We start from the raw sequence: 24,536 nt of genomic DNA on the forward strand, positions 1-24,536 counted from the left end.
GTTCATAAAAAAAATTTAGCCAAACCGGTGTTCTCCACCAATATTTCATTGGTATCCCAAGATTGCGCAAATATTTCGACCGTGTAATCTGACACGTGATCGAACCGGCAAAGCAGCGACCCCGCAGCGATACCGGAAACGACAATCTATCCATGAGGGAGGGGTTACAGCACAGATGGACAACCTGCAGGAAAAGAGCCGCAAGGCCGCGAACAAAACCGCCCAGGCACCCGAGGCCGCAGGGCCCGATGTGGCGGGCAGCCTGCCGCTCTATGCCTCGCCACGCGCAGTCCATTCGCGCACCCATGCCGACGTGGCAGTGTTGACGGGGGCGGGCGATTACGCCTTTGCCGCAAGCGCGCCGATGGTGCAGTTGACCGTCGATGAATTTGAACGGGCGGGTCTGGATTACCCCATCGTCTTCTTTGGCGAAGACGCCCAGCCCTATGCCGTCACCTCGCTGGAGGCGGATCGCAACCAGTTCATCGTGGATGGCCAGTTCCGCGCCGGGTCCTATATCCCGGCCTATCTGCGCCGCTATCCTTTCGTCTTTGCGCGCGATGAAAATTCGGACCGCCTGATCCTGTGCCTCGACCACGCCTCTTCGCGCGTGGGCAAGCGGGGCGATGACGGTGCGGCGCCCCTGTTTGAAGGCGACGAACCGACCGCGGCCACGCGTCAGGCGCTGGATTTCTGCGAAACCTATGTGGCCGCCGATGGCCGCACCCGCAATCTGGTCGCCTTGCTGCGCGAATATGACCTGCTGGCGGGTCAGCAATCGCATTACACCGCGCCGGGGGCAGAACAGCCGACGCTGCTGCTGGAATTCCAGACGATTTCGGCGCAGAAGCTGGCCGAGCTTTCCGATGAAGCCTTCCTGCGTCTTCGCACATTGGGCGCCTTGCCTGCGATCTATGCCCAGATCGCCTCGCAGGCCAATTGGGAACGGCTGCCGCTGACGGCCTGAAGCCTTTTTGGGGGGCAGGCTGGTTCAAAACCGCCTGTCCCCTGCTTGGCCTAGAGGTCGATTGGATCGACCCGGCCACGGATATAAAGATCACCGATCGCATCGAGCGCAACCCCGCTTTGCACCATACGGTTGATGATCGCATGCATCCGCTCGATCCGTTCGCAGGCATTGGCGATCAGCGCGGGATGGCCCAGCCATTTGCTGTCCAGAATCAGCCCGCCGTCGATGGTGCGGATCGACCCCAGCATTTTCATCACCGCGATGCGCCGCCATGCCGTGGTCGGGCAAAGCGGCAGCGTGTCGCACAGCGTCCTGAACAGCACCGGCCTGCGCAATTCCATCGGCGGGATGCTGTCTGCCGCCGCATAGGTGAAGGCCAGTTGGGGATGATAGGTCACATCGCGGATATTCCCCGCGGTGATCGCAGCGGCCAGCAACAGCCCGGTCCAGTCGCTGAAAATGCCCTGCATCCCTTCGACCGAGAGCAGATGCAGATCGAGCGCGGCCAGTTTGATCAACCTTTGCCTATGGTCCGCCATGGCCGGATCGGAACGGAGCATTTCGGGAACGGGCAGACGGGCAAAGACAAACAGGTCCTCCAGGAAAGTGACCATGATGTCATGCATGTGCGAAAGATATGCGCGGATCTCGGCCCTTTCCACCACGCCCTGGGCCAACACCACGCCGTCCTCGCGCAGATCCACCAGCCCAAGTTCGGACAATCGGTGCAGCGCGCGGCGCATGGTCTCATAGGGGCGACGAAATGACCGCGCCATGGCCCGGATCGTGATCGGCCGGTCCAGCAGACAGGCCGATGATTCCAGCGCCTCGGGCCGCAACCGCCCGGCCTCGGCCAGCAGCGCGACAAGCGCATTGCCGCCCAGATAATCCTGGTCCACCAGCCGCGCCAGCGCCACCACGCCCTGCAACTGCATTTCCGTCAACAGGCGGATGACAAGGCGATAGGTGGCCAGCGTATGCCGGCGCGCCATCGCCCCGTCCTGCTTTCCGGTTTCGCCCCCGGCGGCCAGAAATTCGTCGGCCACGCGGCTGATGTCGGGATGCGGCATCCGGGCGATATGCGTCAGCGACCATGGGAAACGAAGCGATTGCAAAACCAGCCTATCCTTTGGAACCTAGCCATATCGGGGCAACGCGCGCCCGGCGGGCTCATGACAGATCGGTGGAATTGCCGATAAGGGAGCGCAGGATCAAATAGCCTTTTTTCCACGCTTTTTCAAAATGAGCCAGCCGGCTCTAGCATCGGCGTGCGCTCTGGCCCAATCGCCGGGCCGGTGGCGAAAGCCAGCCGTTTCATGGAGCGACAAGGGGACTGCACCATCAGTTTTGCACCGGGGTCCGCCTGGCTTTGACCGCTCCATGAACCAAACCGGCCGCCGGGCCACGCAGCAGTTTACCTTTCCGTCTCCGGCGGAAGACCCCCTCGGGCCGACTCTGGCCTGACCCGATGACTAAGGGCCCGCGGATCATGCATCCACGGGCCCCTTTTTCCCCCTAAGGCTCAAGCCGCTGTTCTATGCCGCCAGCGCCACACCAGCGCAGGCAGCAACAGCAGCGTCAGCAACAGCGAGCTGGCTAGCCCGCCAAGAATGACCAGCGCCATCGGCCCCTGAATCTCGCGCCCCGATTGCCCGGTTTCCAGCGCCAGCGGCACCAGCGCAAAGCCGGTGACCAACGCGGTCAGCAGGATCGGCGTAACGCGTTCACGCACCGCGCGCAGCACCGTGTCCATCGACCATGCCGCCCCCTCCTCGGCCACCAGATGATCGGCGTGGGAAATCAGCAGGATGGCATTGCGCGCTGAAATGCCGAACAGCGTGATGAACCCCACCAGCGCGCCCAGCGACACCACGCCCCCGGTCAACGCCACGGCCACCACGCCCCCCGCCATCGCCAAAGGCAGGCCCGCCAGCACCAGCATCGCCGGACGCAATCCGCCAAAGGCCAGCACCAGCAGCGCCACCATGCCGATCGCGGTAAAGGCAACATGGCTCAGCAATTGCCGCGAGGCCGCCGCCTGCCCCTCGGCCGCGCCCGACCATGAGAGGTAAACGCCGGGGGGCAGCTTGATCTTCGCGGCAATCTGCGCCTGTGCATTGGCGACGATCTGGCCCACATTGGCCCCGCCGGCAGCGTTGGCGGTCACCACCTGACGGCGCTGGCCGCCCTCATGCTCGATGGTGGCGCGCGCCGTGCCCAACGAGATCGTCGCAATATCGGACAGCCGTACCGCGCTGCCGCCTGACCCGCGCACCATCACATTGCCCAGCGCTTCCGGGTCCTGCCGTAAGGCGGGCGGCACGCTGATGACCACATCCACCGTGCGGTCGGCAAGGCTGATCTGGCCCGCGCTCAAGCCTGCAAAGGTGGCGCGGATCGCATCGCCCGCATCGCCCGCGCTGACGCCGTGCAGCGCCATGCGGGCCGGGTCGGGCGTCACCCCCAGCGCAGGCGCGCCGGGCTGAGATTTCACCCGCACCTCAACCGCGCCGGGCGTGGCCGAAAGCACGCCCGCCACCTGCGCCGCCACGCGGTCCAGTTCGTCCAGATCGGCGCCATGCACGCTGACCGAGATCGAGGCGGTTTCGCCCGAAAGCGATTCCCCGATGCGGTCGCCAAGGAAGGTCGTCGCCTCGCTCTCGATCCCCGGCGTATCGGCCAGAATCCTGCGGATTTCCGAAAGCGCATGTTCCTCGCCCGCCGCCGAGACGGCTTTAAGGCGCACGTGGAACTCGCCCTGACTGGGCGGCCATGTATCCTCGCCCGCTTCGGCGCGGCCCATCTGCTCCTCAACGCTCAAGACCTCGGGAATAGCCAGCAATTGCTTCGAAATCTTGATCCCTGTCGCGCGCATCCAGTCAAACGACGCGCCCGGCGGTCCCTTGATGCCCAGCACATAATGGCGCTCGCGAAAAGCAGGCAGCAATTCGCTGTTCAAGGCATAAAAGCCCCCCAGCGTCACCACCCCGATCAGCGCCAGCGCCCAGCCCGCGCGCACCGGATGCGAACAGATCCGCGCTACCATTGCCTGATGCCGGTTCTTGAACCGGGTCAGCACGCGCGGCTCCTCTGCATGTTCATCCGCGCCCAGCAGCAGCAACGAGAAAGCCGGCGTCACCGTCAACGCCACCAACAGCGAGGCCATGGTCGCCAGCAAAAACGCCAGCCCCAACGGCGCGAAAAACGCCCCGTGCAGCCCGCTGAGCAACACCACCGGCAACATGGTCAGCCCCAGCACGAAAGTGGCATAAACCACCGGCGCGCGCACCTCGACGCTGGCCCGTTCGATGATGGCGCGGCGGGCCTGCGCATCAACGTCCGCCCCCGCCTCGCGCAGCCGCCGCACGATATTCTCGATGTCCACAATCGCATCGTCGATCACCACACCCAGCGCCACCGCCAAGCCGCCCAGCGTCATCACATTGATCGTCATGCCAAAAGCATTGAGCACCAGCAGCGCCGCCACCAGCGAAAGCGGGATCGACAGAAACGCGATCAGCACAACCTTCCACCGGCGCATAAAGGCAAACAGCACCGCCGCAATCATCAGCGCGCCCACCACCAGATCGCGCCCGATGCCCGAGAGCGCCGTCTCGATGAAATTGGCCGGACGATGCAGCGCGGGATAGACCATAACCCCGCTGCCGGCCAAAGCAGGCGTCAATTCGCCCAGCGCCTGCTCCACCGCCGCCGTGGCGTCCAGAGTGTTGGCGCCATACTGACTCGATACGGTCAGCAAGACCCCCGGACGCCCCATCACCAGCGCATCGCCAAACCGCGGCGCGGCGGTATCGGCCACATCGGCCACATCCCCAATCCGCACCGTGCCGCCGCCCGCGCGGTTCAACACCGCATCGGCCACCGCCTTGGCAGTCGTCGCGCTGGCACCCGGATCGATCAGGATGCGCTGGTTATGCGTATCGGCAAAGCCGCCGCCATTGACGGCCACCGCGCGGCTCACCGCCGTGCTCAGATCCGACAGCGCCAACCCGCGCGTCAGCAGCGCCTCGGGCCGCGCGCGCACCTCGATCCGGCGTTCATCGCCGCCATAGACATTGACCCGCGCCACCCCATGCGCGGCCAACAGACGCGGCCGCAAGGTCCATTCGGCCAGCTCGCGCAATCGCATCGGCGTCAGACGGTCGCTGACCAGCCCGACCTTGAGCAGGTCCATCGTCGAGGACACCAGCGGCGTCAGACGCGGCGTGCCCGCCCCCGCAGGCAGGCGCGCGGCGGCATCGGCCAGCGCCTCGGACACCTGCTGGCGCGCGCGATAGGGATCGGAGCCTTCGCGGAAGGTGATATTGATGACCGAGAGGCCCTGAATCGATTCCGAGCGGACCGTTTCCACCCCATTGGCCCCGTTGATCACCGCCTCCAGCGGGCGCGTGACCAGTTGCTCGACCTGTTGCGGGGTAAAGCCCGGAACCTCGGTCTGGACGCTGGCCTGTGGGGGCACGAATTCGGGGAACACGTCGAAAGGCGCCTGACGCAGCACCATGATCCCGCTGGCCAGCAAGGTCAGCGCGGCCAGCAGCACCAGCCATGGATAGCGCAGGGATTGGCGGACAATCGTGGTCAGCATGGCTTAATCATCCCCGCCCGCAGGCGCGGCATGTTCCAGCCCCAGCAGGGTGCCCGCGCCCTCGACCACGATGCGGTCGCCCGGATGCAACGCGCCAACGGGCACCGCCCAGCCCGCATCGCCCGCCACCGCGCCGCTCAGCGCGATGCGTTCAAACCCATCCTTGCCTCGCGCGCGATATACGAAAAGCGCGCCATCGGAACGCACCAGCGCCGCACGCGGCACCAAAACGCCCGCCTGCCCCGCCCCTGCGCCGATCCGCGCGGGCAGAACGCGGCCAACGCTGGCCGTCCCCTCGGCCAAGGCCAGAACGCCTGCGGTCTGCAATTGCGCATCGCCGCCCACCGCCGGGCCCAACACGCGCAGCCGTTTCATCTGCGCGCCCTCGCCCACTTCGACCATCGCGCCCGCAGGCGGAGGCCCGGCGGGCATGTCGATGCGGATCACCGAGCGCGTTCCGGCCGCCGCCTCACGCGCCAGACCCGGTATCGCGTTGCAGCCCAGCCGCGCCAGCCCCGCGCCAAATTCCAGCGCCACGCGCTGACACGCCAGCGTCAGGCGCGCCTTGTCGCTGGTGGCCTGCGCGCTGGCGGCCTGCGCTTCGCGGCGGGAGGCATTGCCGTCCTGCGCCGCCAGTTCATTCAGCCGCGCCGCCGCCGCGCCGGATGCTGCCACCGCCGCCTGCGCCGCGGTGATCTCCGCGCCGATCGCGGCCAGCGGCGACAGATCGATCGCGCGGGCATAGCCCTGCTGCCCCTCGCTGATCGTCGTCGCACTCAGCGGGGCCAGTTGCAGCCCGATCTTTTCCGCATCAGCATGGAGCGCACCATCGGCTTCCGCCGGCTCAGCAGCCTCCTTCTTGGGCGCATCATCGGCATCCGGCGCGCCGGCAGGTGCGGCGAAATGCAGCAGCGCCGCGCCCGCCAGCGCGCCGCCCAGAATATAGCCTGCCACGGCAAAGGGCTGTTTCATCGCTTGATCTCCATTTCGGGGCCGGACAGCGGACGGCGCAGCGCATCTTCCAGCGCCGCATCGGCCCGCTGGGTCCGCCCCAGCGCATCGGTAAGGGTCAGTTGAGCATCGAGCGCGCCCGCCTGCATGGTCAGCGCCTCGATGCGGGCCGTCTCGCCCATGGCAAGGCGCTGTTGCGCGCGGCGGGCGGCGGCCATGGCGGCGGGCCATTCGCCGCTCTGCACATGGGCCTGCGCCAACCGCGCGGCGCGGCTTTCCTGCGCGGCGGTATCTATCGCGCCAAGGGCATTGGCGATGGCGGTGTGGATCGCCGCCCCCGCCGCCTCGCGCCGGGCCAAAGCGGCGCGGATCGTGGCGCGATTGGCGTCCCACGAGGGCATCGACAGACCAAGACCAAAGGGAACCGTCATCGGCCCGCCCGCCCATGTCATCGACGGTTGCAAAGTGACTTGCGGATATTGCCGCGCCAGTTCGCCGCGCAAATCCGCCTCGCTCTGGTCATAGGCCGAAACGGTGCGCAACACATCGGCGCGCGCGACCACCGCGCCATGGGCCAGCCCGGCATCGGGCACGGGGGCGACAGCGGCCGGATCGGCAAAATCAGCCCAGCCGAAATCGACCAGCGCGGATTGCGGCAGGCCCAGCGTGGTGGCCAAACGGGCGCGCGCATCCGCAATGGCGGCGCGATTGTCGTCCAATGCGCGCTGGGCCTGACGCGCGGCGATGCGGGCGCTGTCGCGTTCGATGGCCGCGCCTTCGCCCGCGCGCAGGCGGGCATCCGCGGCGTCCAGAATTTGCGCGCGGATCGCGGCCTGCTGGGTCAGCAAGGGACTGCGCATCCGCGCGATCAGCAGGTCGATCAAGGCCCCGCGCGCGGCCATGCGTTCGGCCCAGATCACCTCGGCCAGATCATGGCGCGCGATCAGCACCGCGACATCGGCCCGCCTCAGACGCGCGCCCTTCACCCCGCCGTAATCCAGCGGCAGGCTGGCCCCAAGGCTGGCCTGCCATGGCTCGGTGGTGGGGTCGTTCGAATATTGCCCGGTCAGCGAGAAGCTGGGCTGGCCAACTTTGCGCGCCGAGGCGGCCTCGCGCATCGCCACGGCCAGCGCCTTTTGCGCCTGTGCGATGCGCGGATCATAGAGCATCAGCGCGACCAGCAAGGAAAGCCGGTCGGGCGCATCGGGGGCAACCTTGGCACTGGGAGCCATGGCGCGGGCGGCGGCGGCCACCTGCGCGGGATCATAGGCGGCGCTGGCGGCGGCGGAAACCTGCACATTCAGGTCCACCGGCACCGGCGGGGCATGCATACATCCCGCCAGCATGCCGCAAGCCCCCAGCCCCATGGACAATTTCAGCAATTTCATATCGCGCTCTTTCGCGGAAAGGTTAGGGTGACGATCAGGCCCGGCCCCGCATCGCCCAGCGTCAGCGCCGCGCCATGGGCATCGGCAATCGCGGCAACGAGGCTGAGGCCCAGCCCATGGCCGGGGGTGGAACGCGAGGATTCGAGCCGCACGAAACGGCGCAGCACGCGGGCGCGGTCGGCCTCTGGAATGCCGGGGCCATTGTCGCGTACCTGCAAGGCCACATGGCCCTCGCGCTCCAGCACCGAGATTTCGATGGAAGCGCCCGGCGGCGTATGACGCATTGCGTTCTCAGCCAGATTGATGAGAACCTGCGCCAGCAATTGCCGGTCGCCCAGCACCGCCAGCCCCGGATGCCAGCGCGTCTCCAGCCTTTTTCCCGCATCCTCGGCCAGCAGATCAAGCGTTTCGGACAATTCGCCCAGCAAGGCAGCCAGATCGAGCCGGGTAAAGGCGCGGCGCAGGCTGCCCTCCTCGACCTCGGAAATGCGCAGGATCGCCTCGAACAGCTCCAGCACATCGTCGGTGCGGGCCAGCGCCATGGCGACCTGTTCCTCCCCATTGGCCGCCATGCGCTCCAGATGGTTGCGCAGGCCCGTCAACGGCGTGCGCAGATCATGGGCCAGATCGGCGCTGACCTGTCGCAGATTGGCGATCAGCGAGGTGATCTGATCGAGCATCGCGTTGAGCGAGGCCGCCACGCGGTCGAACTCGTCGCCATGATGGCCGATGGGTGCGCGACGGGCAAAATCACCCTCGACAATGGCCGAGGCGGTATCCTCGATCACCGCCAGTTTAGAGCGCAAATAGCGCGCCAGCACCAGCGCCCCGCCCACGCCAATGCCCAGCAGCACCAGCATCGCGCCCGCAAAAATGCTCAGGATCGCGCGGTCGATGGCCTGAAGATCCTCCAGATCGGCGGCCACCACCAGACGTTCGCCGCCCGGCAGCAGCGTGACCTTGGCCCGCGCGGTGTCAGGGCCTTCCAAGGGATCGAAAAAGGTGATCCGCTGCCAGCCCGGCGCGGGGGCGGAGGTGGCCAGATTGCCCGCCAGATGCCGCCCGTCGGCCGCAAACACCGCCGTGCCCAGCGAGATCGGGCCGGGGCTGTGCTGCATCGCCACCGCGCGCGACAGGCCGGTCAGGCCATCGTCGCGATATTCGGCCATCAGCGCGGCATTGGCATGTTCGATGCTTTGGCTGATCTGGCGCGAAAAGGCGGCATGGGTGGCCAGAAAGACCGCGCCCGCCACCAGCAGCATGGCCAAGGCATAGGCGCAAAAGCCGATCAGCGCGATGCGCCGCGCCGCACTGGCCCGCAGCCAGCTCATGCCGGAAAACTCATGATGGGCGCACCCGATAGCCCATGCCGCGCACCGTTTCGATGGCATCGCCGGCAAAACCCTCGTTCAATTTGGAGCGCAGGCGGCTCATATGGGTTTCGACGATCTTCGTCTGGGGGTCGAAATGGAAATCCCACACCCGTTCGAGCAGCATCTTGCGCGTAACGAAGGCCCCGCCCTCGCGCACCAGTTCTTCGAGCAGGCGGAACTCGCGCGGCTGCAACAGGATCGCCCGCCCATCGCGCGTCACCTGCCGCGTGCGCAGATCGAGCGCGATGCCACCGAAGCACGGCCCAGCCTCCACCGGGACCGTACGCCGCGTCAGCGCGTTGATCCGCGCGACCAGCTCACTGATGGCAAAGGGTTTGACCAGATAATCATCGGCCCCCGCGTCCAGCCCATCGACCCGATCCTCGATCCGGCCCAGCGCGGTCAGCATCAGCACCGGAATGCCATGTCCGCCCCCGCGCAGGGCGCGCAGCACCGCGATCCCGTCCAGATCGGGCAGCATCCGGTCGAGCACCAGAATATCGGCGCCGGAATCGCGCGCCCAATCCAGCGCCTGCGCGCCGCTGGCCGTGGCCATCACACCATGCCCCATCTCGCCGAGCGCTTCCTCGACGAATTGGCGCGTATCGGGATCGTCCTCGGCCAGAAGAATTTTCATGCGGATCAGGCTCACTAGCGGCTTCGGCCACCGCATAGCCCATTCCCATGCGCGATGGTGGATACAATTTGCCAACCATCGCGCGTGACTTAACTCGCTTTGCCCCCTTCGTGCAGGGCGATCTGTTCGGCAATATGGCCGCGCCACAGGGCCGATAGCAGGTCAGTCTGGGTAATCATCCCCAGCAGATGGCCCTGCCCGTCCACCACCAGCGCCTCGTGATACATCCCGCCCGACAGAATCGGCAGCAATTCGTCGATGGGCGCATCGGCCGCCGCGATGCAGGGCGAAGTGTCCATCACCTGCTCCACCCGCGCCTCTTCGCCCACCGAGACGAGGCTGTCGAGGCGCAGCAATCCTTCGAGCCGCCCCTCGCCATCGACCACCGGCAAGGCGCCGACCCGATGCCCGCCAAACAGCGCCACCGCCCGCGCCAGATCATCCTCGGGCCGCAGCGTCAGGCCGTCCTCGCTCATGATCTGTTCGCAACGGATCGTGCCGTGCAAGCGGCGATAGGCCCGGGTTTCGACCTGACGGAACAGAGTGTCGAGATCCTCGCTGCTGACGTCGAGCAACTGATCATATTGCGAGAGGACCGATTCGATGTCGGCCATCGAAAAGCCCGCCCGCGCAGGCCCCGGCGCGGCATATTGCGCGGCGCGGTGGGGATAATTGCCCCGCACCGCCGAATTATACAGCACGCCAAAGGCCACCAGCAGCGCGCTGTCCAGCGCCACCGGCACCAGCGCAAAGGACCAGCCCGCCGCCACCACCGCCTTGCCCCCGATCACACAGGTCAGCGCGCAGGCCCCGCCCGGCGGGTGCAGACAGCGCGCAAGGCTCATCGCCACGATCGCGCTGGCCACGGCAAGGCAGGCCGCATAGGCCGGATCGCCCAGCACCTTCATCCAGAAAATGCCGCATAGCGCCGAAACCATATTGCCCCCGACAATCGCCCAGGGCTGGGCCAGCGGGCTGGCCGGGACGGCAAAGAGCAGCACCGCCGAGGCGCCGATGGGCGCGATCAGCAAGGGCAGGCCTAATCCCATCTGGGGCCAGAACCGGATCGCCAGCCCCGCCGCCAGAATGCCAAACGCCGCCCCCAGCCCCGCCGTCCACAGGCGCGATGCGGTGGGCGCGCTTTGAATGCCGCCCCAATGGAGCAGGTTGTTCACAGCAGCACGCATGATCTCACCCCTCCATCACATCGGCCAGCGAATATTGCGCCAGCACATCGGCAAAGGCCCCCCGCGCCCGCGCAAACACGCCCGGCAGGCCGCAGCGCCGCACCAGCGCGCAGCCCGCGCAATCGACCATCCCGCAATCCGGCTCCATCGCGGAAATCACCGCGCCGATGTTGATGTCTGCCGGATCGCGGGCCAGCCGGATGCCGCCGCCACGCCCGCGCGTGGCCTCGATAAAACCGGCATGGGCCAATTGGTTGGCGATCTTCATCAGATGGGTGCGCGAAATATCCTGGGCTGCGGCCACATCGGCAATGGCCATGCGCGAGCCATCCGATTGAGCAAGGGCGATCAGCAGGCGCAGCGCATAATCGGTGTGTCGGGTCAATTGCATGGGTGCGCCAATAATGGGCAAATTGATTCATCTCAAATGAATCTTTGTCGAGCGCCGATAAGTGGGCTTTGAAAGTCATCTTATCTGGAGAGCCCCCATGTACTGCGTCCAATGCGAACAATCGAACAAGGGCGGCTGCGCTGTCAAAATCGGCTCTTGCGGCAAGAGCGCGACCGTGGCCGACATGCAGGACGTGCTGCTGCGCCTGATGCAGGGGGTTTCGGCCTATGCCGACCGCGCCGCCGCCAAGGGCGCGCGCGATGCGCAGGTGGACGCCTTCACCCCCCACGCATGGTTCACCACGCTGACTAATGTGAATTTCGACGCAGGGCGCTTTGCTGCACTGATCGCACAGGCGCTGGAGATGCGCGAGCGGGCGAAGGCCTGCGCCATCGCGGCGGGGGCCGACCTGTCGGACCTGCCCGAACCGGCCACATGGAACCCCGGCGCCGATGCGCAGGAATGGGCCGCAGCCGCCCCCTTTGCCGCGATTCAGCGCTTTATGGACCGCGACGGCCCCAGCATCACGGGACTGCGCAATCTGATCCTTTATGGGCTGAAGGGCACGGCGGCCTACAGCGAACATGCCCGCGTGCTGGGCCATGAGGAAGCGGCGATCTGCGCCGAATTTCACCGCATCTCGGCCTTTCTCGCGGGCGACCCGACCGACATGGCCGCGCTGATCGCGCAATCCTTGGCGGTGGGCGCAATGAACCTCAAGGTGATGGAACTGCTCGACGCGGCCAACACCACCCGTTTCGGCCATCCCGAAGTGACGATGGTGCGCATGACCCCCATCGCGGGCAAGGCGCTGCTGGTGTCGGGCCATGACATGGGCGATCTTAAAGCGATCCTTGAGCAGACCGAGGGCAAAGGCATCAACGTCTACACGCACGGCGAACTGATGCCCGCCAATGCCTATCCGGGGCTGAAGAAATATGCCCATCTGGCGGGCAATTACGGCGGCGCATGGCAGGACCAGCAGCGCGATTTCGACGCTTTCCCCGGCGCCATCGTGATGACCTCGAACTGCCTTATCAATCCCGAAATCAAGGGCTATGCCGACCGGATCTTCACCGCAGGCCCGGTGGGCTGGGCGGGCATTCCGCATCTGACAGACCATGATTTCGCCCCCGCCATCGCCTGCGCGATGGCCCAGCCCGGTTTTGCCGAAGATGCGCCCGAACAGCGCATCCCCGCAGGCTTTGCCCGCAACACCGTGATGGGCGTGGCCGACACTTTGCTCGACATGATCGGCAAGGGCGATGTGAAGAACCTGTTCCTGATCGGCGGTTGTGACGGGGCGCGTCCGGGCCGCAATTATTTCCACGATCTGGCCGTGGCCACGCCGCGCGACAGCCTCGTGCTGACGCTGGGCTGCGGCAAGTTCCGGTTTAACCGCGAGGATATGGGCGACATCAACGGCGTGCCCCGCGTGCTGGACATGGGCCAGTGCAACGATGCCTTTTCCGCCATTCAGGTGGCGGTTGCGGTGGCGGGCGCGCTGGGCTGCGGGGTCAATGATCTGCCGCTGCATTACGCGATCAGCTGGTTTGAACAGAAGGCCACCGCCGTGCTGCTGACCATGCTGCATCTGGGGATCAAGAAGATCCACCTTGGCCCTACGCTGCCGCAATTCCTGACGCCCGAAGTGCTGGGCGTGCTGGTCGAAAACTTCGACATCCGCCCGACCGGCGATGCCAAGGAAGATCTGGCCCGGATGCTGGAAGCGGCATAAGCCAAAGATCGGCGGCCCCGACAGAATCGGGGCCGCCATAGTTTAGGCCATGCCTTAGGGCAGCAATGGCCGGACAGATCCCCCCATCAGAACCGTTCCATGTCCCTGGCGATGACCACGGGGCCCTTGAACAGCCGCCCGATCTGATCGCGATACATCGGATCGGCGCCCTGCACCGCGCCCCCGGCGATATGGGTGACCACCACCCGGCCCACGCCCGCGCGCGCCGCCATTTGGCCGATGGCCTCGGTCGACAGGTGATGGCGCGTCAGATGCTCGGCCATATGCGTCTTTTCCTCGGGCGAAATGTGCTGCACACGGCGATCCATCTGCGCCAGCGTATTGTCCAGATCGATCATCTCGGTCACCAGCATGTCCGCCCCCTTGGCCAGTTGCGTCACCTTCTCGCTGGGCCCGGTATCGCCGGTATAGATGATCGAGCGACCCGGCAGATCGAAGCGATAGGACAGCGAGCGATAGGTATGCTCTTCGGGGCTGCCGGGAACAAAACTATAGTGTGAATTGGTGGCTACCCGAACGGTGAATGCGTCCAGCTTTACCACCGCGCCATCGTCGAGTTCGACCACATTGATATTGGCGGCCGGATCAATCGGCACCTCGCCCGGAATGCCGAAGCCCGAACGCGCGCTGGGCCGCATCGCGGCGATCAGGCCCGCCACGATCTCCTTTATTCCCGGCGGGCCATAAATGGTCAGCGGCCTGACCGTGCGCGTCTGCAGACGCAGGCCCAGCACCGCATAAAGTCCGCCCAGATGGTCGAAATGGATATGGCTGATCCAGATGGTGCGCAGATCGGGATAGTCCGCACCCGCATCGGCCATGGCGGTCATCGCGCCATCGCCGGTGTCGATCAGATGCGCCTCGCCCGCGCGGACCAGCAGGTTGGCCGGTTCATTGCGCCCCGGCCGCGGCATCGGCCCGCCCATCGTGCCCAGCGTCACCCATGTGTAGGCCGGCTGCGGGGCCGCTGTTTGCGCCGTCACCGGCTGGGCCAGCAACAGGCCCGCCAGCAGCATCAGTTTCTTCGCCATGATCGTCTCCCTTTTCCGGCGCGGCCTTTTGCCCGCGCCGGTTGTTTTCAAAATGCGATGCTCTGCAAATCGGCGCCCAGCACCACCGGCCCGGCATAATGGGTGCGCACCTGCGCCAGATCGGCCTCGTCCACCTTGCCCACATGGCTCAGCACCAGCTTGCGCACGCCCGCCTGCGTGGCCAGATCGCCCACCTGCGCGGGCGAGAGATGTTCGACATCCATGTGGCGCTGAACCGGGGGCGGCACCATCGCGCGGTCGGCGGCGGTGGCCATTTCGGCCACCAGCACGTCGGCCCCGCGCGCAAATTCGGCCAAGCCCGCCATGGGGCCGGTATCGCCGGTAAAGACCACCGCCTTGCCGCCCGCCTCAAAGCGATAGGAGAGCGATTGCGCCCCCGGCGCGCGGCTCTTGTCCATCAGCGTGTAATGGCTGTTGGCCAAGGCCGTCACGCGCACGGTGCCGTCGGCAAAGCCCGCGCCCGGCGACAGATCGCGCGCCGCAAGGAAGCCCGCGACCGGGCGGTCCTGTCCCGATTCGGCGTTGCGGATGCGGGCGTTGACCTCCATCACCGCGCCAAGGGCATGGGCAAGGTCAACCGTGCCCGCAGGCCCCAGCAACTGCATCCCCGCCCCCCGCGTCGACCAGGCAAAGCTGGCGAGGCTGAGCAGGCCCGCGTAATGATCGTCATGCAGATGGGTCAGGAACACCAGCGGCACATCGCGCTCGGCCACACCCGCCAGCGCCAGTTGGCGCGACACGCCGCCGCCCGCGTCAATCAGATAGCGATGGCCGCCAACCTCCAGCAAGGTGGCGATGCCCGAGCGATCCGCCCGCCCGCCCGGCCCGCCGCCCGTGCCCAGCAGGACCAAGCGATTGCCCGAAACCGTCGGGGCGGGTGATTCCGCCGCCCATGCCCCTTGCGCCATCATCAGGGCCGCCATGGCCAGTCCTCTGCCGATCCGGTGCTTCTTCATCGCTCTCCTTTCGCGGGTTTCGCCCGCCGCTTTGCGACTTCTACATTTGTAGAATACACCTATCCTTGTCAAGCAAGGTCGGGCAGGGCAAAACGGACGCAACATGACCGATCTGGCCCCACCCATTCCGCGCGCCCGCGACAAAGGCGCAACCAAAGGCAACCGGCGCGAGGATCTGGCGCAGGCCGCGCTCGAAGTGCTGGGCGAATATGGCAGCCGGGGCTTTACCCATCGCGCGCTCGACCGCCATCTTGGTCTGCCAGAGGGCACGACATCGGCCTATTTCCGGCGACGCGAGGATCTGGTGGCGATGGCCATCCGCACGGTCTTTGCCCGCGATGCACGACAGATGGACCAGATCGTTGACCGCATCGAGGCGCTGTGCGGCGAGAAGCCCAGTGTCGAGGTGGTGGCGCAATGCTGCTTTGAAATGTGGCAATGGGTGGCCAGTCAGGCGCGCGATACATTCGTGCTGGCGCGCTATGAATGTTTCCTGATGGCGCGGCGCGATCCGGAACTGATGCAACTGGTCGAAAATGTCATGCTGGCGCGGCAAACAAGATGGGAGCCGATTTTTGCCCGGCTGGGTTCGGCCAATCCGGCGGCGGCGGCGCGCCAGATCGGCCTGTTATTGCGCAGCCTGTTCTTTTCTGAAATCTTCTTTCCCGCCTGTCTGAATCAGGCCAGCCCACCCATCGACGTCGACCTGTTCATCCGGGAAATCCGGCACTACATTTGAAATGCGGCGCCGGCCACCCATGCCCGGCTCTCGCGGAAATCCGAAGCGGTGCGCCCGGTGCGTGATTTGAAGAAGCGGGCGAAATAGGCCGGATCGGCAAAGCCCAGCGTGGATGCGACCTGGCCTATGCTGCTGGCAGTATAGGTGAGCAGGCGCATCGCTTCGAGCAGCAGGCGTTGCTGCACCACTTCGGCGGGGGCCTGATCCAGCACGGCGCGGCAGGCGCGGGTCAGCGTGGGCGCGGTGGTGGCCAGTTGGGCGGCGTAATCCTGCACGCCCCAGCCTTGGGTATAATGCGCCTCGACCAAGGCTTTAAAACGGGCGACCAACGCGTCATGCCCGCTGCGTGGCGGACCTGGCGCGGCGCTCAGGCCCTCAGCGGCCAGCGCCAGCACCAGCGCCAGATGCGCCACCAGCGAGGCGGGCAACATCCCCGCGCCCTCGGCCGCGCCCTGCGCCAGGTCGGCCATCAGCCAGCCGAGTCGCCGCGCCGAGGCAGCAGGCAGGCGACGATGGCGCGCGCCATGCCCGGCCAGCCCACCATCGCCCAGCAAGCCCGCCAGCCGCCGATCATGCAGCAGCGCATCGGCCAGCGAGAGCACCCAGCCTTGCGCGTCGGTGGAAAAGCGGAACGCATGGACGCAGCCCGAGGGCACCACCACCAGGCTGACCGGATCGAGCCGGGTAATGCCGGTATCATCGACCAGATCGCCATGGCCGCCATCAAGCAGAAGAAGTTGAAAAATACCAGGATGGGCATGGGGCGAAATCGTCCACTCATGCTGGCTGGACCGGGCCGAGATGGTTTCGATATGCAGGAATTCCGGGGCAATCGCATGATTGCCCTCGCCATAAAGCGCATAGCGGCGGATCTGATGCCTGTTTGCCATGGGGCCAAAACCTGCGCCGATTGATCGAAAAGTGCAAGAGCTTGCGCGGCGCGCGCCTCACGCAGGGCCCGCGTCCATGGCAATCATGGCGGCATAGAAACCATGAGAGGATATGCAAGATGAGCGAGCTGACGCTGGATCAGTCATTCCGCTTCGATCCCTATTCGCCGCAAAATGACGCCGATCCTTATCCCGCCTATAAAGTCCTGCGCGAGGAACATCCCTGTTTCTGGAGCGAGGAAGCGGGCATGTGGGTGCTCTCGCGCCATGAGGATATTTTGAACGCCTTGCAGAACTGGCGGCTCTATTCTTCGGCCAAGGGCAACCTCATCAACGAATTTCCCGGCCGCGCGGGGGCAACGCTGGGCAGCAGCGATCCGCCGCGCCATGACCGCCTGCGCGCGCTGGTGCAATCGGCAATGACGAAGCGGGCGCTCGACCATGTGATCGAACCGGCGCGCGCCTCGGTGCGCAAACATCTGGCGGCCATCGAGGGCAAGGATGTGTTCGATTTCGTGGGCGAACTGGGCGGCGCGGTCACGCTTGACCTCATCTTCTATCTCTTTGCCCTGCCGCCTGAAAATGCCGATAAAGTGCGCGACAATGCCGTGCTGATGGTCCAGACCGATCCGGTCACGCGGCAAAAGAGCCCCGCCCATCTGGCCGCTTTCCAATGGATGGCCGATTATGCGCAGCGCATCGTGCAGGAGCGCAAGGCCAATCCGGGCGACGATCTGCTCTCCAACTTCATCACCGCCGAAATCGACGGCGAAAAGCTGCTCGACAAGGAAGTGCAGCTGACCGTCACCACGCTGATCATGGCGGGGATTGAATCGCTGTCGGGCTTTATGGGCATGTTCGCGCTGAACATGGCCGATTTTCCGCAAGCGCGCCGCGCGATCTGCGCCGATCTCTCGCTGCTGCCCGATGCCATCGAGGAGAGCTTGCGCTTCAACACCTCGGCCCAGCGGTTCAAGCGTTGTGCGACGCAGGATATCGAATTGCATGGGCAGACCATCAAAGCGGGTGATTTCATCATGCTGGCCTATGGCTCGGCCAACCGCGACAGCGCCGTGTTCAACGAGCCCGACGCCTATGACATCACAAGGCGGCCCAAGCGCCATCTGGGCTTTGGCGGCGGGGTTCACGCCTGCCTCGGCTCAATGCTGGCGCGGGTGGCGGTTCAGATCCTGTTTGAAGAATTCCTGACCGCCGTGCCCGAATTCACCCGCGTCGATGAGAAGCTCGACTGGGTGCCATCCTCCAATTTCCGCAGCCCCAGCAAACTCCTGCTGCGGCGCGGATAAGCGATAAGGCGTAGCCAGCCCCCTTTCGCGCATGGGTTCAGCCGCTATCATGGGGGCAAATCGATGCGCGAAAGGCCTCCATGCATATTCCTGACATTTCCACCCTGGCCGAGCCGGCGACCAAGCGCTGGTATGGCCACCTTTATGCGCAAGTGCTGATGGCGATTGCTGCGGGCGTGGCCCTTGGCCATTTCGCCCCCGATGCGGGCGAGGCGATGAAGCCGCTGGGCGATATTTTCATCAAGCTGGTCAAGATGGTGATCGCGCCGGTTATCTTTCTGACCATCGTGACGGGCATTGCGGGCATGCGCGATCTGTCCTCGGTGGGGCGCGTGGCAGCCAAGGCTTTTGCCTATTTCTTCACCTTTTCGACGCTGGCGCTGATCGTGGGCCTCATCGTGGCCAATACGGTGCGCCCCGGCGCGGGGCTGAATATCGACCCGGCATCGCTCGACGCCAGCAAGGTGGCCGATTATGCCGCCAAGGCGCATGAAAGCTCGATCATGGGCTTTATCAATGCGATGGTGCCCGAAACCTATGTCTCGGCGCTGACCGATGGCAATATCCTGCAAGTGCTGGTGGTGGCGATCCTGTTCGGCGTCTCGCTGGCCTCGGTGGGCGATGCGGGCGAACGGGTGCTGGGCGTGCTGGAGGATGTTTCGACGGTCTTTTTCCGGCTGGTCTCCATCGTGATGAAGGCAGCGCCGCTGGGGGCCTTTGGCGCGATGGCCTTTACCATCGGCAAATATGGCGTTCACAGTCTGGCCCATCTGGTCGGGCTGGTGGCCACGTTCTACCTGACCTCGCTGCTGTTTGTGATCGTGGTGCTGGGGATCGTGGGGCGGTTTGCGGGCTTTTCGATTTTCCGTCTGCTGGCCTATCTCAAATCCGAACTGCTGCTTGTACTGGGCACGTCCTCCTCGGAAAGCGCGCTGCCTGCGCTGATCGAAAAAATGGAGCGCGCAGGATGCCCCAAGGCGGTGGTGGGACTCGTCGTGCCGACGGGCTATTCGTTCAACCTCGACGGCACGAATATCTACATGACTTTGGCCGCGCTCTTCATCGCGCAGGCGTGCAATGTGGACCTGACACTGGGGCAGCAGGCGCTCTTGCTGGGCGTGGCCATGCTGTCGTCCAAAGGCGCGGCGGGGGTGACGGGCGCGGGCTTCATCACGCTGGCGGCCACGCTTTCCATCGTGCCATCCGTGCCGGTGGCGGGCATGGCGCTGATCCTTGGCGTCGATCGCTTCATGTCCGAATGCCGCAGCCTTACCAATTTCGTCGGCAATGCGGTGGCCACGGTCGTGGTCGCGCGCTGGGAGGGGAAGCTGGACAAGGCGGCGTTGGATGCGGCGTTGAAGGGGTAAAAGGGTTTGCCTCCGGCGGGCCAGGGGACTCGTCCCTTGGCGATCCCATTAATGGTTTTGTTGCGCCATGGATCGGCCGCAATGGCTCGGCGCAGCATTGGGAAAATAAAAGCCTGCGACGCCATGCAGCGCAAGATCGTCGCGCCGCAGGCTTTAGAAACCATCGCCCAAAACCCACCACAGCAAACCAAACATCACCCATTAACAGGATTGCAAAGGGCCCCCGCCCTTTGCCCGCCGGAGGCACCTCTTGCCCACCAACTATAAGTACCACCACTTAATCCGTTGGTAACCAGAATCACCTATACAGGACATGGCCAAACGATGATCATGATTTAGCCTTTTCATAAAACATCGAGGAAATTGCCATGAGTGCGCCAATCCCTTTTAAGTCTTTCACCGTTGACCGCACACAGATTACCGACATCGAAAAGTGGATCGGCGACGGCAACAATCTGGGCGAAGTGGAAATCCGCAATTTTCTGGGCAAGATTCGGGTCGATGTTCAGAATGAAGTGGATGAGGACCGGCTGCGCTCCTTCTGCGACCGCACCCGCGATTGAGAATTTGTGATGCGGCGGGCTTCAACGCCCGCCTGAGACAACAGGCCGGATGGCCGGGGCTGAAGGCGCAATCCCCATAGGGACTTGACCAAAACCGGCCCACCCCATACCCGCCTTACCCTATGCACGACATTCGATTCATCCGCGAAAACCCCGCAGCTTTTGACGCCGGCCTTGCGCGCCGTGGTCTTGAGCCGCTTTCGGCCACCATTCTTAAGGCGGACGCAGACGCGCGCTCGGCACAGACCTCGGTGGACACGATGCTGGCGACGCGCAATGCGGCGTCAAAGCAGATCGGCGCGCTGATGGGCAAGGGTGACAAGGAGGGCGCGGCTGCGCTCAAGGCCGAGGTCGAGGCGATCAAGGTCGATCTGCCTGCCAAGGAGGAAGCCAAGCGCGCCGCCGACAAGGTGCTGGTTGATCTGCTCTCCACGATCCCCAACCTGCCCGTTGATGAAGTGCCGCAGGGCGCAGACGAGAATGACAATGCCGAAGTGGCCCGCTGGGGCGAACCGCGCACCATCGAGGGGGCCAGGGAGCATTTCGACATTGGCGCCCCGCTGGGCCTCGATTTCGAAAGCGCGCAGGTCGTTTCGGGCGCGCGCTTTGCCTATCTGCGCGGGCCGATTGCGCGCCTCAACCGCGCCATCGGCCAGTTCATGCTCGACACCCACACCGAAACCTTCGGCTATCAGGAAGTCGTGCCGCCCGTGCTGGTGCGCGACGACGCGCTTTTCGGCACCGCGCAATTGCCCAAGTTTGCCGAAGACCTGTTTGCCACCACCGACGGCCGCTGGCTGATCCCCACCGCCGAAGTGTCGCTGACCAACCTTGTGCGCGAACAGATCCTCGATGGCGACCTGCCCTTGCGCTTCACTGCGCTGACCCTGTGCTTCCGCAGCGAAGCGGGCGCGGCGGGCAAGGACACGCGCGGCCTCATCCGCCAGCATCAGTTCGACAAATGCGAACTCGTCTCCATCACCACGCCCGAACAGAGCGATGATGAACACGAACGCATGACGGGGGCTGCCGAACATATCCTGCAAAGCCTTGGCCTGCCCTATCGCCGGATGCTGCTGTGCAGCGGCGACATGGGCTTTTCCGCGCGCAAGACCTATGACCTCGAAGTCTGGCTGCCGGGTCAGGGCAAGTATCGCGAGATCAGTTCCTGCTCGAACTGCGGCGATTTTCAGGCGCGCCGCATGAATGCCCGCTATCGGCCGGCGGGTGAAAAGGGCACTAAATTCGTCCACACGCTCAACGGTTCGGGCCTTGCCGTGGGCCGCACGCTGGTGGCGATCCTCGAAAACTATCAGAACGAAGATGGCTCGGTGACCATTCCCGAGGTGCTGCGCCCCTATATGGGCGGGCTGGATCGCGTCACCGCGCTCTAACCGATCATGGAACCTTTGCCGCCGGTGCCTCTTCCATCAGGCATCGGCAGCAAAGGAGCGCAGGCCATGACAGAACAGCGGAGCGAACCCCGGATCATCGTGGTCGAAAGAAGCAGCACCGGCACCATCCTGCTGGTCATTCTGCTGCTGGCGGTGCTGGTGGGCGGACTGGTCCTCTTTAACCGGTATGATGCCAGCGAAACCGCCAAAAGCAACGCCATCGACCACACCGCCGACCAGATCGGCAAAGCCATCGACAAGGCCGCAGACAAGGCCGACGATGCGGTCGATGATGCGGTCGATGATGCCGCCAAGGCGGCCAAAAAACATATTTGACCCCCAAGACTGGCCCATTTTGGAAATCTGACCGCCAAATCGGCCAAGAAATCCCTGTCGCGCCGTCCTGCTTTCGTTGCGGGGCGGCGCGCTTGGCTGTAAGGCCGGGTGGTTGATTTCTTAATGAAAGGGCCAAGGCATGCGCATCCTCCTGACCAATGACGACGGGATTCACGCGCCCGGCCTCAAGGTTCTGGAAGCCATTGCGCGCACCCTTTCCGACGACATCTGGATCGTGGCGCCTTCCGAGGAGCAATCGGGGGCCGGACACAGCCTGACGCTGACGCGCCCGGTGCGGCTGCGCTGTCATGGCGAGCGCCGCTTTTCGGTCACCGGTACGCCCACCGATTCGGTCACACTGGCCCTGCGCAAGGTCTTGCCCGAGGCGCCCGATCTGATCCTGTCGGGCGTCAATCGCGGCGCCAATCTGGGCGATGACGTAACCTATTCGGGCACGGTCTCGGCCGCGATGGAGGGGACGCTGGCGGGCATCCGCTCGATCGCGCTATCTCAGGTCTATTCCAAGGAAGGCGTGGGCGACGATGTCTCCTTCGACGCCGCCGAGCAATGGGGCGAGAAGGTGCTGCGCCCGTTGATCGACACGCCCTTTGCGCCGCGCACGCTGGTCAATGTCAATTTCCCGCCCCTGCGCGCCGGTGATGTTCAGGGCATCCGCGTCGTGCGCCAGGGCTTTCACGATTACGCCCGCGGATCGGTGGTCGAAAGCATCGACCCGCGCGGCTATCCCTATTTCTGGTTCGGCCTGCACGGTATCGAACATACGCTGGGCCACCGCACCGATCTTGAGGCGATTGCCGACGGCTTCATCTCGGTCACCCCGCTTCAGCTCGATCTGACGCATGACGCCTCGCTGGCCGCGCTGGCCGGGCGGTTCGCTCAATGAGCAAAGCGCATTGGCGCATGGCCGCGCTGGTGGCGGGTTCGCTGATCATCGGCGCGCCCGGCGCTTGGGCGCAGACGGCCAAGAGCCGCCCCCGCGCCGAGGGCGATCTGCCCTCGCCGCTGCCGCTGGAGGAAGAGAGCGAGCATGTGGTGGTGCCGGGTGAAACGCTGGGTGGGATCGCGAACCGGGCCAAGGTGCCCAAGGTCCTGATCATCGAGGCCAACCACCTCAAGGCGCCCCATTACGCCGTCCATGCCGGGCAAAAACTGTTTCTGCCGCGTACACGCCACCATGTGGTCAAGGCGGGCGAGACCGGTTTCGACATCGCCTATCGCTATGGCGTGTCCTATCCTTCAATCGCGGTGGCCAATGGGCTGGAACCCAATGCGCGGCTGCGTGAGGGACAGAAACTGCTGATCCCCACCGTGCTGAAGCCTGATGGCGCGGGCAAAGCGGATATGGCCAAGGCGGATGCGGGCAAGGCGGATCAGTCTGCCGATGAGGCCGCGCCCGAGAGCGAAGCCAAGACCGATGCCAAACCTCGCTTCCTTTGGCCGCTGGAAGGGCGGATGCGGCGCGGTTTCGTGGCCAAGAGCCGCGACATGGGCGGCGGCGATTTCCACAACGGGCTCGATATTGTCGCGCCCGAGGGCGAGGCTGTGCGCACCAGCGCGCCGGGCGAGGTGATCTTTGCCGGGCGCGAACCGGACAGTTTCGGCAATCTGGTGGTGATCGACCATGGCAAGGGATGGCAGACCGCCTATGGTTTCCTCTCGAAGCTGACGGTCAAGCGCGGCGACAGCGTCAAGGCGCATGAGCGGGTGGGCCTTGTCGGCCATTCGGGCCGGGCCACGCGCGACGAATTGCATTTCGAGATCCGCCGCAATGACGATCCGGTCAACCCGCTGCCGCTGCTGCCCCGCCGCGATGTGGCCAAGGGCGACAAGGCCGAAAAGCCCGCCAAAACCGAAAAGCCCGAAGATGGCAAGAAGGGCGAGGGCAAGACGCCTGCCGTGAACAAGCCCGCTCGATGAGCCAGTCCCGTTTGGCCACCTATGGCACGCTGGCGCCGGGCAAGCCGAACCATCACCAACTGGCCGATCTGCCCGGTGTATGGCGGCGCGGGGCGGTGCGCGGGCAGCTGGTGGAACCGGCTGGGGGGCGGCTTTGGGCTATCCCGCGCTGGTGCCGGGGGATGAGGGCGAGGTGGCGGTCGATCTGTTCGAATCGCCCGCCCTGCCCGATCACTGGGCGCGCCTCGATGCGCTTGAGGGCGAGGGTTATGAACGCCGGACGATCATGGTCCGGGTCGATGGCGAGGAGATCCCCGCCTTCATCTATGCCGCGCGCCAGGCCTTAGGCCATCGCCCAGAACACCGTGCCCATCGCCATGAAGGCGACCAGAACATAGGTCGCATCCGCCCATGCTTCGCGCCCGCGCAGGGCATGGCGGCTGTACAGAACAACCCCGATCGGGATTACGATAGCCAGAGCCCAACCGCCTGACATCATCCAGTAAAGCTTTGGCTTTGCCGCCAGCGCTTCTGCGCCGAGCCGCGCAAAATTATGCCCGATCAGCGCGGCTGGAAAGAGCATGGCCAGAAAGCTGCGCGGCGCGGGCATCTGTCGCACTCGCCAAAGGCCATAGCACGGATAGGCCAGCAAGCCCGCCACCAGCGCCGACACCACCACCGCCATCCAGTTTACCGGACCCATCAACTTTCCTTCTTTGCACGGTCGGATTCGCCGCAACTGGCCTTATTCGC

At 65.1% G+C, this 24,536-nt stretch carries 23 protein-coding genes and 1 pseudogene; 12 read left to right on the forward strand and 12 right to left on the reverse strand.

Translation table 11 applies throughout. The features are described 5' to 3' along the window. Positions 1-175 precede the first annotated feature (175 nt). Complete coding sequence (locus tag FHW96_RS16050) at positions 176-967, forward strand: SapC family protein (protein ID WP_172341583.1); 792 nt, start codon at positions 176-178, stop codon at positions 965-967. Positions 968-1,017: 50 nt separating this feature from the next. Here FHW96_RS16050 and FHW96_RS16055 read toward each other — a convergent pair whose 3' ends face one another. From FHW96_RS16055 to FHW96_RS16090, 8 genes are all read right to left on the reverse strand, one after another. Continuing rightward, positions 1,018-2,085: a hypothetical protein gene (locus FHW96_RS16055; RefSeq protein ID WP_172341584.1), complete on the reverse strand. Its 1,068-nt coding sequence runs from the start codon at positions 2,083-2,085 to the stop codon at positions 1,018-1,020. A 407-nt stretch (positions 2,086-2,492) separates the two neighbouring features. Further along, entirely contained in the window at positions 2,493-5,576 is a 3,084-nt protein-coding gene (locus FHW96_RS16060; RefSeq protein WP_172341585.1) for an efflux RND transporter permease subunit, read from the reverse strand. A 3-nt stretch (positions 5,577-5,579) separates the two neighbouring features. Then, positions 5,580-6,548: a hypothetical protein gene (locus tag FHW96_RS16065; RefSeq protein ID WP_172341586.1), complete on the reverse strand. Its 969-nt coding sequence runs from the start codon at positions 6,546-6,548 to the stop codon at positions 5,580-5,582. Then, a complete protein-coding gene (locus FHW96_RS16070) occupies positions 6,545-7,915 on the reverse strand; it encodes a TolC family protein (RefSeq protein WP_172341587.1) in 1,371 nt (456 codons plus the stop codon). Before FHW96_RS16070 ends, FHW96_RS16065 begins: the two co-directional genes overlap by 4 nt. After that, positions 7,912-9,246, reverse strand: a complete 1,335-nt coding sequence (locus FHW96_RS16075) for a HAMP domain-containing sensor histidine kinase (RefSeq protein ID WP_172341588.1) — start codon at positions 9,244-9,246, stop codon at positions 7,912-7,914. Before FHW96_RS16075 ends, FHW96_RS16070 begins: the two co-directional genes overlap by 4 nt. 10 nt (positions 9,247-9,256) lie before the next feature. Then, positions 9,257-9,925, reverse strand: a complete 669-nt coding sequence (locus FHW96_RS16080) for a response regulator transcription factor (RefSeq protein WP_172341589.1) — start codon at positions 9,923-9,925, stop codon at positions 9,257-9,259. A gap of 89 nt (positions 9,926-10,014) precedes the next feature. Next, positions 10,015-11,112, reverse strand: a complete 1,098-nt coding sequence (locus tag FHW96_RS16085) for an HPP family protein (protein WP_253951008.1) — start codon at positions 11,110-11,112, stop codon at positions 10,015-10,017. A 4-nt stretch (positions 11,113-11,116) separates the two neighbouring features. After that, positions 11,117-11,503: an Rrf2 family transcriptional regulator gene (locus FHW96_RS16090; RefSeq protein WP_172341590.1), complete on the reverse strand. Its 387-nt coding sequence runs from the start codon at positions 11,501-11,503 to the stop codon at positions 11,117-11,119. Positions 11,504-11,600: 97 nt separating this feature from the next. Here FHW96_RS16090 and hcp point away from each other — a divergent pair, with 97 nt between their 5' ends. Next, on the forward strand, positions 11,601-13,241 hold the full coding sequence (gene hcp / locus FHW96_RS16095; RefSeq protein ID WP_172341591.1) for a hydroxylamine reductase: 1,641 nt from the start codon (positions 11,601-11,603) through the stop codon (positions 13,239-13,241). Positions 13,242-13,327: 86 nt separating this feature from the next. Here the strand turns inward: hcp and FHW96_RS16100 are convergent, their stop codons facing one another. Both FHW96_RS16100 and FHW96_RS16105 read right to left on the reverse strand, forming a co-directional pair. Beyond that, on the reverse strand, positions 13,328-14,293 hold the full coding sequence (locus FHW96_RS16100; protein ID WP_172341592.1) for an MBL fold metallo-hydrolase: 966 nt from the start codon (positions 14,291-14,293) through the stop codon (positions 13,328-13,330). 47 nt (positions 14,294-14,340) lie between these two features. Further along, positions 14,341-15,270: an MBL fold metallo-hydrolase gene (locus FHW96_RS16105; RefSeq protein ID WP_172341593.1), complete on the reverse strand. Its 930-nt coding sequence runs from the start codon at positions 15,268-15,270 to the stop codon at positions 14,341-14,343. A 103-nt stretch (positions 15,271-15,373) separates the two neighbouring features. On the opposite strand from FHW96_RS16105, the gene FHW96_RS16110 reads away from it, so the two are divergent. Further along, the gene (locus tag FHW96_RS16110) at positions 15,374-16,009 is read left to right on the forward strand and encodes a TetR/AcrR family transcriptional regulator (RefSeq protein ID WP_172341594.1); all 636 of its coding nucleotides are present in this window, start codon (positions 15,374-15,376) and stop codon (positions 16,007-16,009) included. Here the strand turns inward: FHW96_RS16110 and FHW96_RS16115 are convergent. Then, positions 16,000-16,899, reverse strand: a complete 900-nt coding sequence (locus FHW96_RS16115; protein WP_172341595.1) for a helix-turn-helix domain-containing protein — start codon at positions 16,897-16,899, stop codon at positions 16,000-16,002. The two genes, FHW96_RS16110 and FHW96_RS16115, sit on opposite strands and share 10 nt — an antisense overlap. Before the next feature lie 119 nt (positions 16,900-17,018). Between FHW96_RS16115 and FHW96_RS16120 the strand changes: the two genes are divergently transcribed. From FHW96_RS16120 to FHW96_RS26260, 9 genes and pseudogenes are all read left to right on the forward strand, one after another. Continuing rightward, positions 17,019-18,206, forward strand: a complete 1,188-nt coding sequence (locus FHW96_RS16120; RefSeq protein WP_172341596.1) for a cytochrome P450 — start codon at positions 17,019-17,021, stop codon at positions 18,204-18,206. A gap of 80 nt (positions 18,207-18,286) precedes the next feature. Further along, positions 18,287-19,573, forward strand: a complete 1,287-nt coding sequence (locus FHW96_RS16125) for a dicarboxylate/amino acid:cation symporter (RefSeq protein WP_172341597.1) — start codon at positions 18,287-18,289, stop codon at positions 19,571-19,573. A gap of 81 nt (positions 19,574-19,654) precedes the next feature. Then, a complete protein-coding gene (locus FHW96_RS16130; protein WP_172341598.1) occupies positions 19,655-19,840 on the forward strand; it encodes a hypothetical protein in 186 nt (61 codons plus the stop codon). Between the two features lie 101 nt (positions 19,841-19,941). Next, the gene (locus FHW96_RS16135) at positions 19,942-20,136 is read left to right on the forward strand and encodes a hypothetical protein (RefSeq protein ID WP_172341599.1); all 195 of its coding nucleotides are present in this window, start codon (positions 19,942-19,944) and stop codon (positions 20,134-20,136) included. Between the two features lie 122 nt (positions 20,137-20,258). Beyond that, positions 20,259-21,530: a serine--tRNA ligase gene (gene serS / locus FHW96_RS16140; protein WP_172341600.1), complete on the forward strand. Its 1,272-nt coding sequence runs from the start codon at positions 20,259-20,261 to the stop codon at positions 21,528-21,530. 66 nt (positions 21,531-21,596) lie between these two features. Continuing rightward, the gene (locus tag FHW96_RS16145; RefSeq protein ID WP_172341601.1) at positions 21,597-21,866 is read left to right on the forward strand and encodes a hypothetical protein; all 270 of its coding nucleotides are present in this window, start codon (positions 21,597-21,599) and stop codon (positions 21,864-21,866) included. 139 nt (positions 21,867-22,005) lie between these two features. Further along, the gene (gene surE / locus FHW96_RS16150) at positions 22,006-22,770 is read left to right on the forward strand and encodes a 5'/3'-nucleotidase SurE (RefSeq protein ID WP_172341602.1); all 765 of its coding nucleotides are present in this window, start codon (positions 22,006-22,008) and stop codon (positions 22,768-22,770) included. After that, positions 22,767-23,804, forward strand: a complete 1,038-nt coding sequence (locus FHW96_RS16155; protein WP_172341603.1) for a M23 family metallopeptidase — start codon at positions 22,767-22,769, stop codon at positions 23,802-23,804. Before surE ends, FHW96_RS16155 begins: the two co-directional genes overlap by 4 nt. A 79-nt stretch (positions 23,805-23,883) precedes the next feature. After that, positions 23,884-24,075 (forward strand): annotated as a pseudogene (locus FHW96_RS26260) (gamma-glutamylcyclotransferase); the annotation flags it as partial. A 51-nt stretch (positions 24,076-24,126) separates the two neighbouring features. Here FHW96_RS26260 and FHW96_RS26265 read toward each other — a convergent pair. Further along, complete coding sequence (locus FHW96_RS26265) at positions 24,127-24,486, reverse strand: DUF1761 domain-containing protein (protein ID WP_253951021.1); 360 nt, start codon at positions 24,484-24,486, stop codon at positions 24,127-24,129. Positions 24,487-24,536 lie beyond the last annotated feature (50 nt).

The sequence above is a fragment of the Novosphingobium sp. SG751A genome (genome assembly GCF_013149295.1).
In the GTDB taxonomy this organism is placed as follows: Bacteria; Pseudomonadota; Alphaproteobacteria; order Sphingomonadales; family Sphingomonadaceae; genus Novosphingobium.

Excerpts from the sequence above, each read along its gene's own strand:
- FHW96_RS16050 (WP_172341583.1), top strand. The coding sequence starts at position 176 with ATGGACAACCTGCAGGAAAAGAGCCGCAAGGCCGCGAACAAAACCGCC.
- FHW96_RS16060 (WP_172341585.1), bottom strand. The coding sequence starts at position 5,576 with ATGCTGACCACGATTGTCCGCCAATCCCTGCGCTATCCATGGCTGGTG.
- FHW96_RS16065 (WP_172341586.1), bottom strand. The coding sequence starts at position 6,548 with ATGAAACAGCCCTTTGCCGTGGCAGGCTATATTCTGGGCGGCGCGCTG.
- FHW96_RS16070 (WP_172341587.1), bottom strand. The coding sequence starts at position 7,915 with ATGAAATTGCTGAAATTGTCCATGGGGCTGGGGGCTTGCGGCATGCTG.
- FHW96_RS16075 (WP_172341588.1), bottom strand. The coding sequence starts at position 9,246 with ATGAGCTGGCTGCGGGCCAGTGCGGCGCGGCGCATCGCGCTGATCGGC.
- FHW96_RS16080 (WP_172341589.1), bottom strand. The coding sequence starts at position 9,925 with ATGAAAATTCTTCTGGCCGAGGACGATCCCGATACGCGCCAATTCGTC.
- FHW96_RS16085 (WP_253951008.1), bottom strand. The coding sequence starts at position 11,112 with ATGCGTGCTGCTGTGAACAACCTGCTCCATTGGGGCGGCATTCAAAGC.
- FHW96_RS16090 (WP_172341590.1), bottom strand. The coding sequence starts at position 11,503 with ATGCAATTGACCCGACACACCGATTATGCGCTGCGCCTGCTGATCGCC.
- hcp (WP_172341591.1), top strand. The coding sequence starts at position 11,601 with ATGTACTGCGTCCAATGCGAACAATCGAACAAGGGCGGCTGCGCTGTC.
- FHW96_RS16100 (WP_172341592.1), bottom strand. The coding sequence starts at position 14,293 with ATGGCGAAGAAACTGATGCTGCTGGCGGGCCTGTTGCTGGCCCAGCCG.
- FHW96_RS16105 (WP_172341593.1), bottom strand. The coding sequence starts at position 15,270 with ATGAAGAAGCACCGGATCGGCAGAGGACTGGCCATGGCGGCCCTGATG.
- FHW96_RS16110 (WP_172341594.1), top strand. The coding sequence starts at position 15,374 with ATGACCGATCTGGCCCCACCCATTCCGCGCGCCCGCGACAAAGGCGCA.
- FHW96_RS16115 (WP_172341595.1), bottom strand. The coding sequence starts at position 16,899 with ATGGCAAACAGGCATCAGATCCGCCGCTATGCGCTTTATGGCGAGGGC.
- FHW96_RS16120 (WP_172341596.1), top strand. The coding sequence starts at position 17,019 with ATGAGCGAGCTGACGCTGGATCAGTCATTCCGCTTCGATCCCTATTCG.
- FHW96_RS16125 (WP_172341597.1), top strand. The coding sequence starts at position 18,287 with ATGCATATTCCTGACATTTCCACCCTGGCCGAGCCGGCGACCAAGCGC.
- FHW96_RS16130 (WP_172341598.1), top strand. The coding sequence starts at position 19,655 with ATGGCTCGGCGCAGCATTGGGAAAATAAAAGCCTGCGACGCCATGCAG.
- FHW96_RS16135 (WP_172341599.1), top strand. The coding sequence starts at position 19,942 with ATGAGTGCGCCAATCCCTTTTAAGTCTTTCACCGTTGACCGCACACAG.
- serS (WP_172341600.1), top strand. The coding sequence starts at position 20,259 with ATGCACGACATTCGATTCATCCGCGAAAACCCCGCAGCTTTTGACGCC.
- FHW96_RS16145 (WP_172341601.1), top strand. The coding sequence starts at position 21,597 with ATGACAGAACAGCGGAGCGAACCCCGGATCATCGTGGTCGAAAGAAGC.
- surE (WP_172341602.1), top strand. The coding sequence starts at position 22,006 with ATGCGCATCCTCCTGACCAATGACGACGGGATTCACGCGCCCGGCCTC.
- FHW96_RS16155 (WP_172341603.1), top strand. The coding sequence starts at position 22,767 with ATGAGCAAAGCGCATTGGCGCATGGCCGCGCTGGTGGCGGGTTCGCTG.
- FHW96_RS26265 (WP_253951021.1), bottom strand. The coding sequence starts at position 24,486 with ATGGGTCCGGTAAACTGGATGGCGGTGGTGGTGTCGGCGCTGGTGGCG.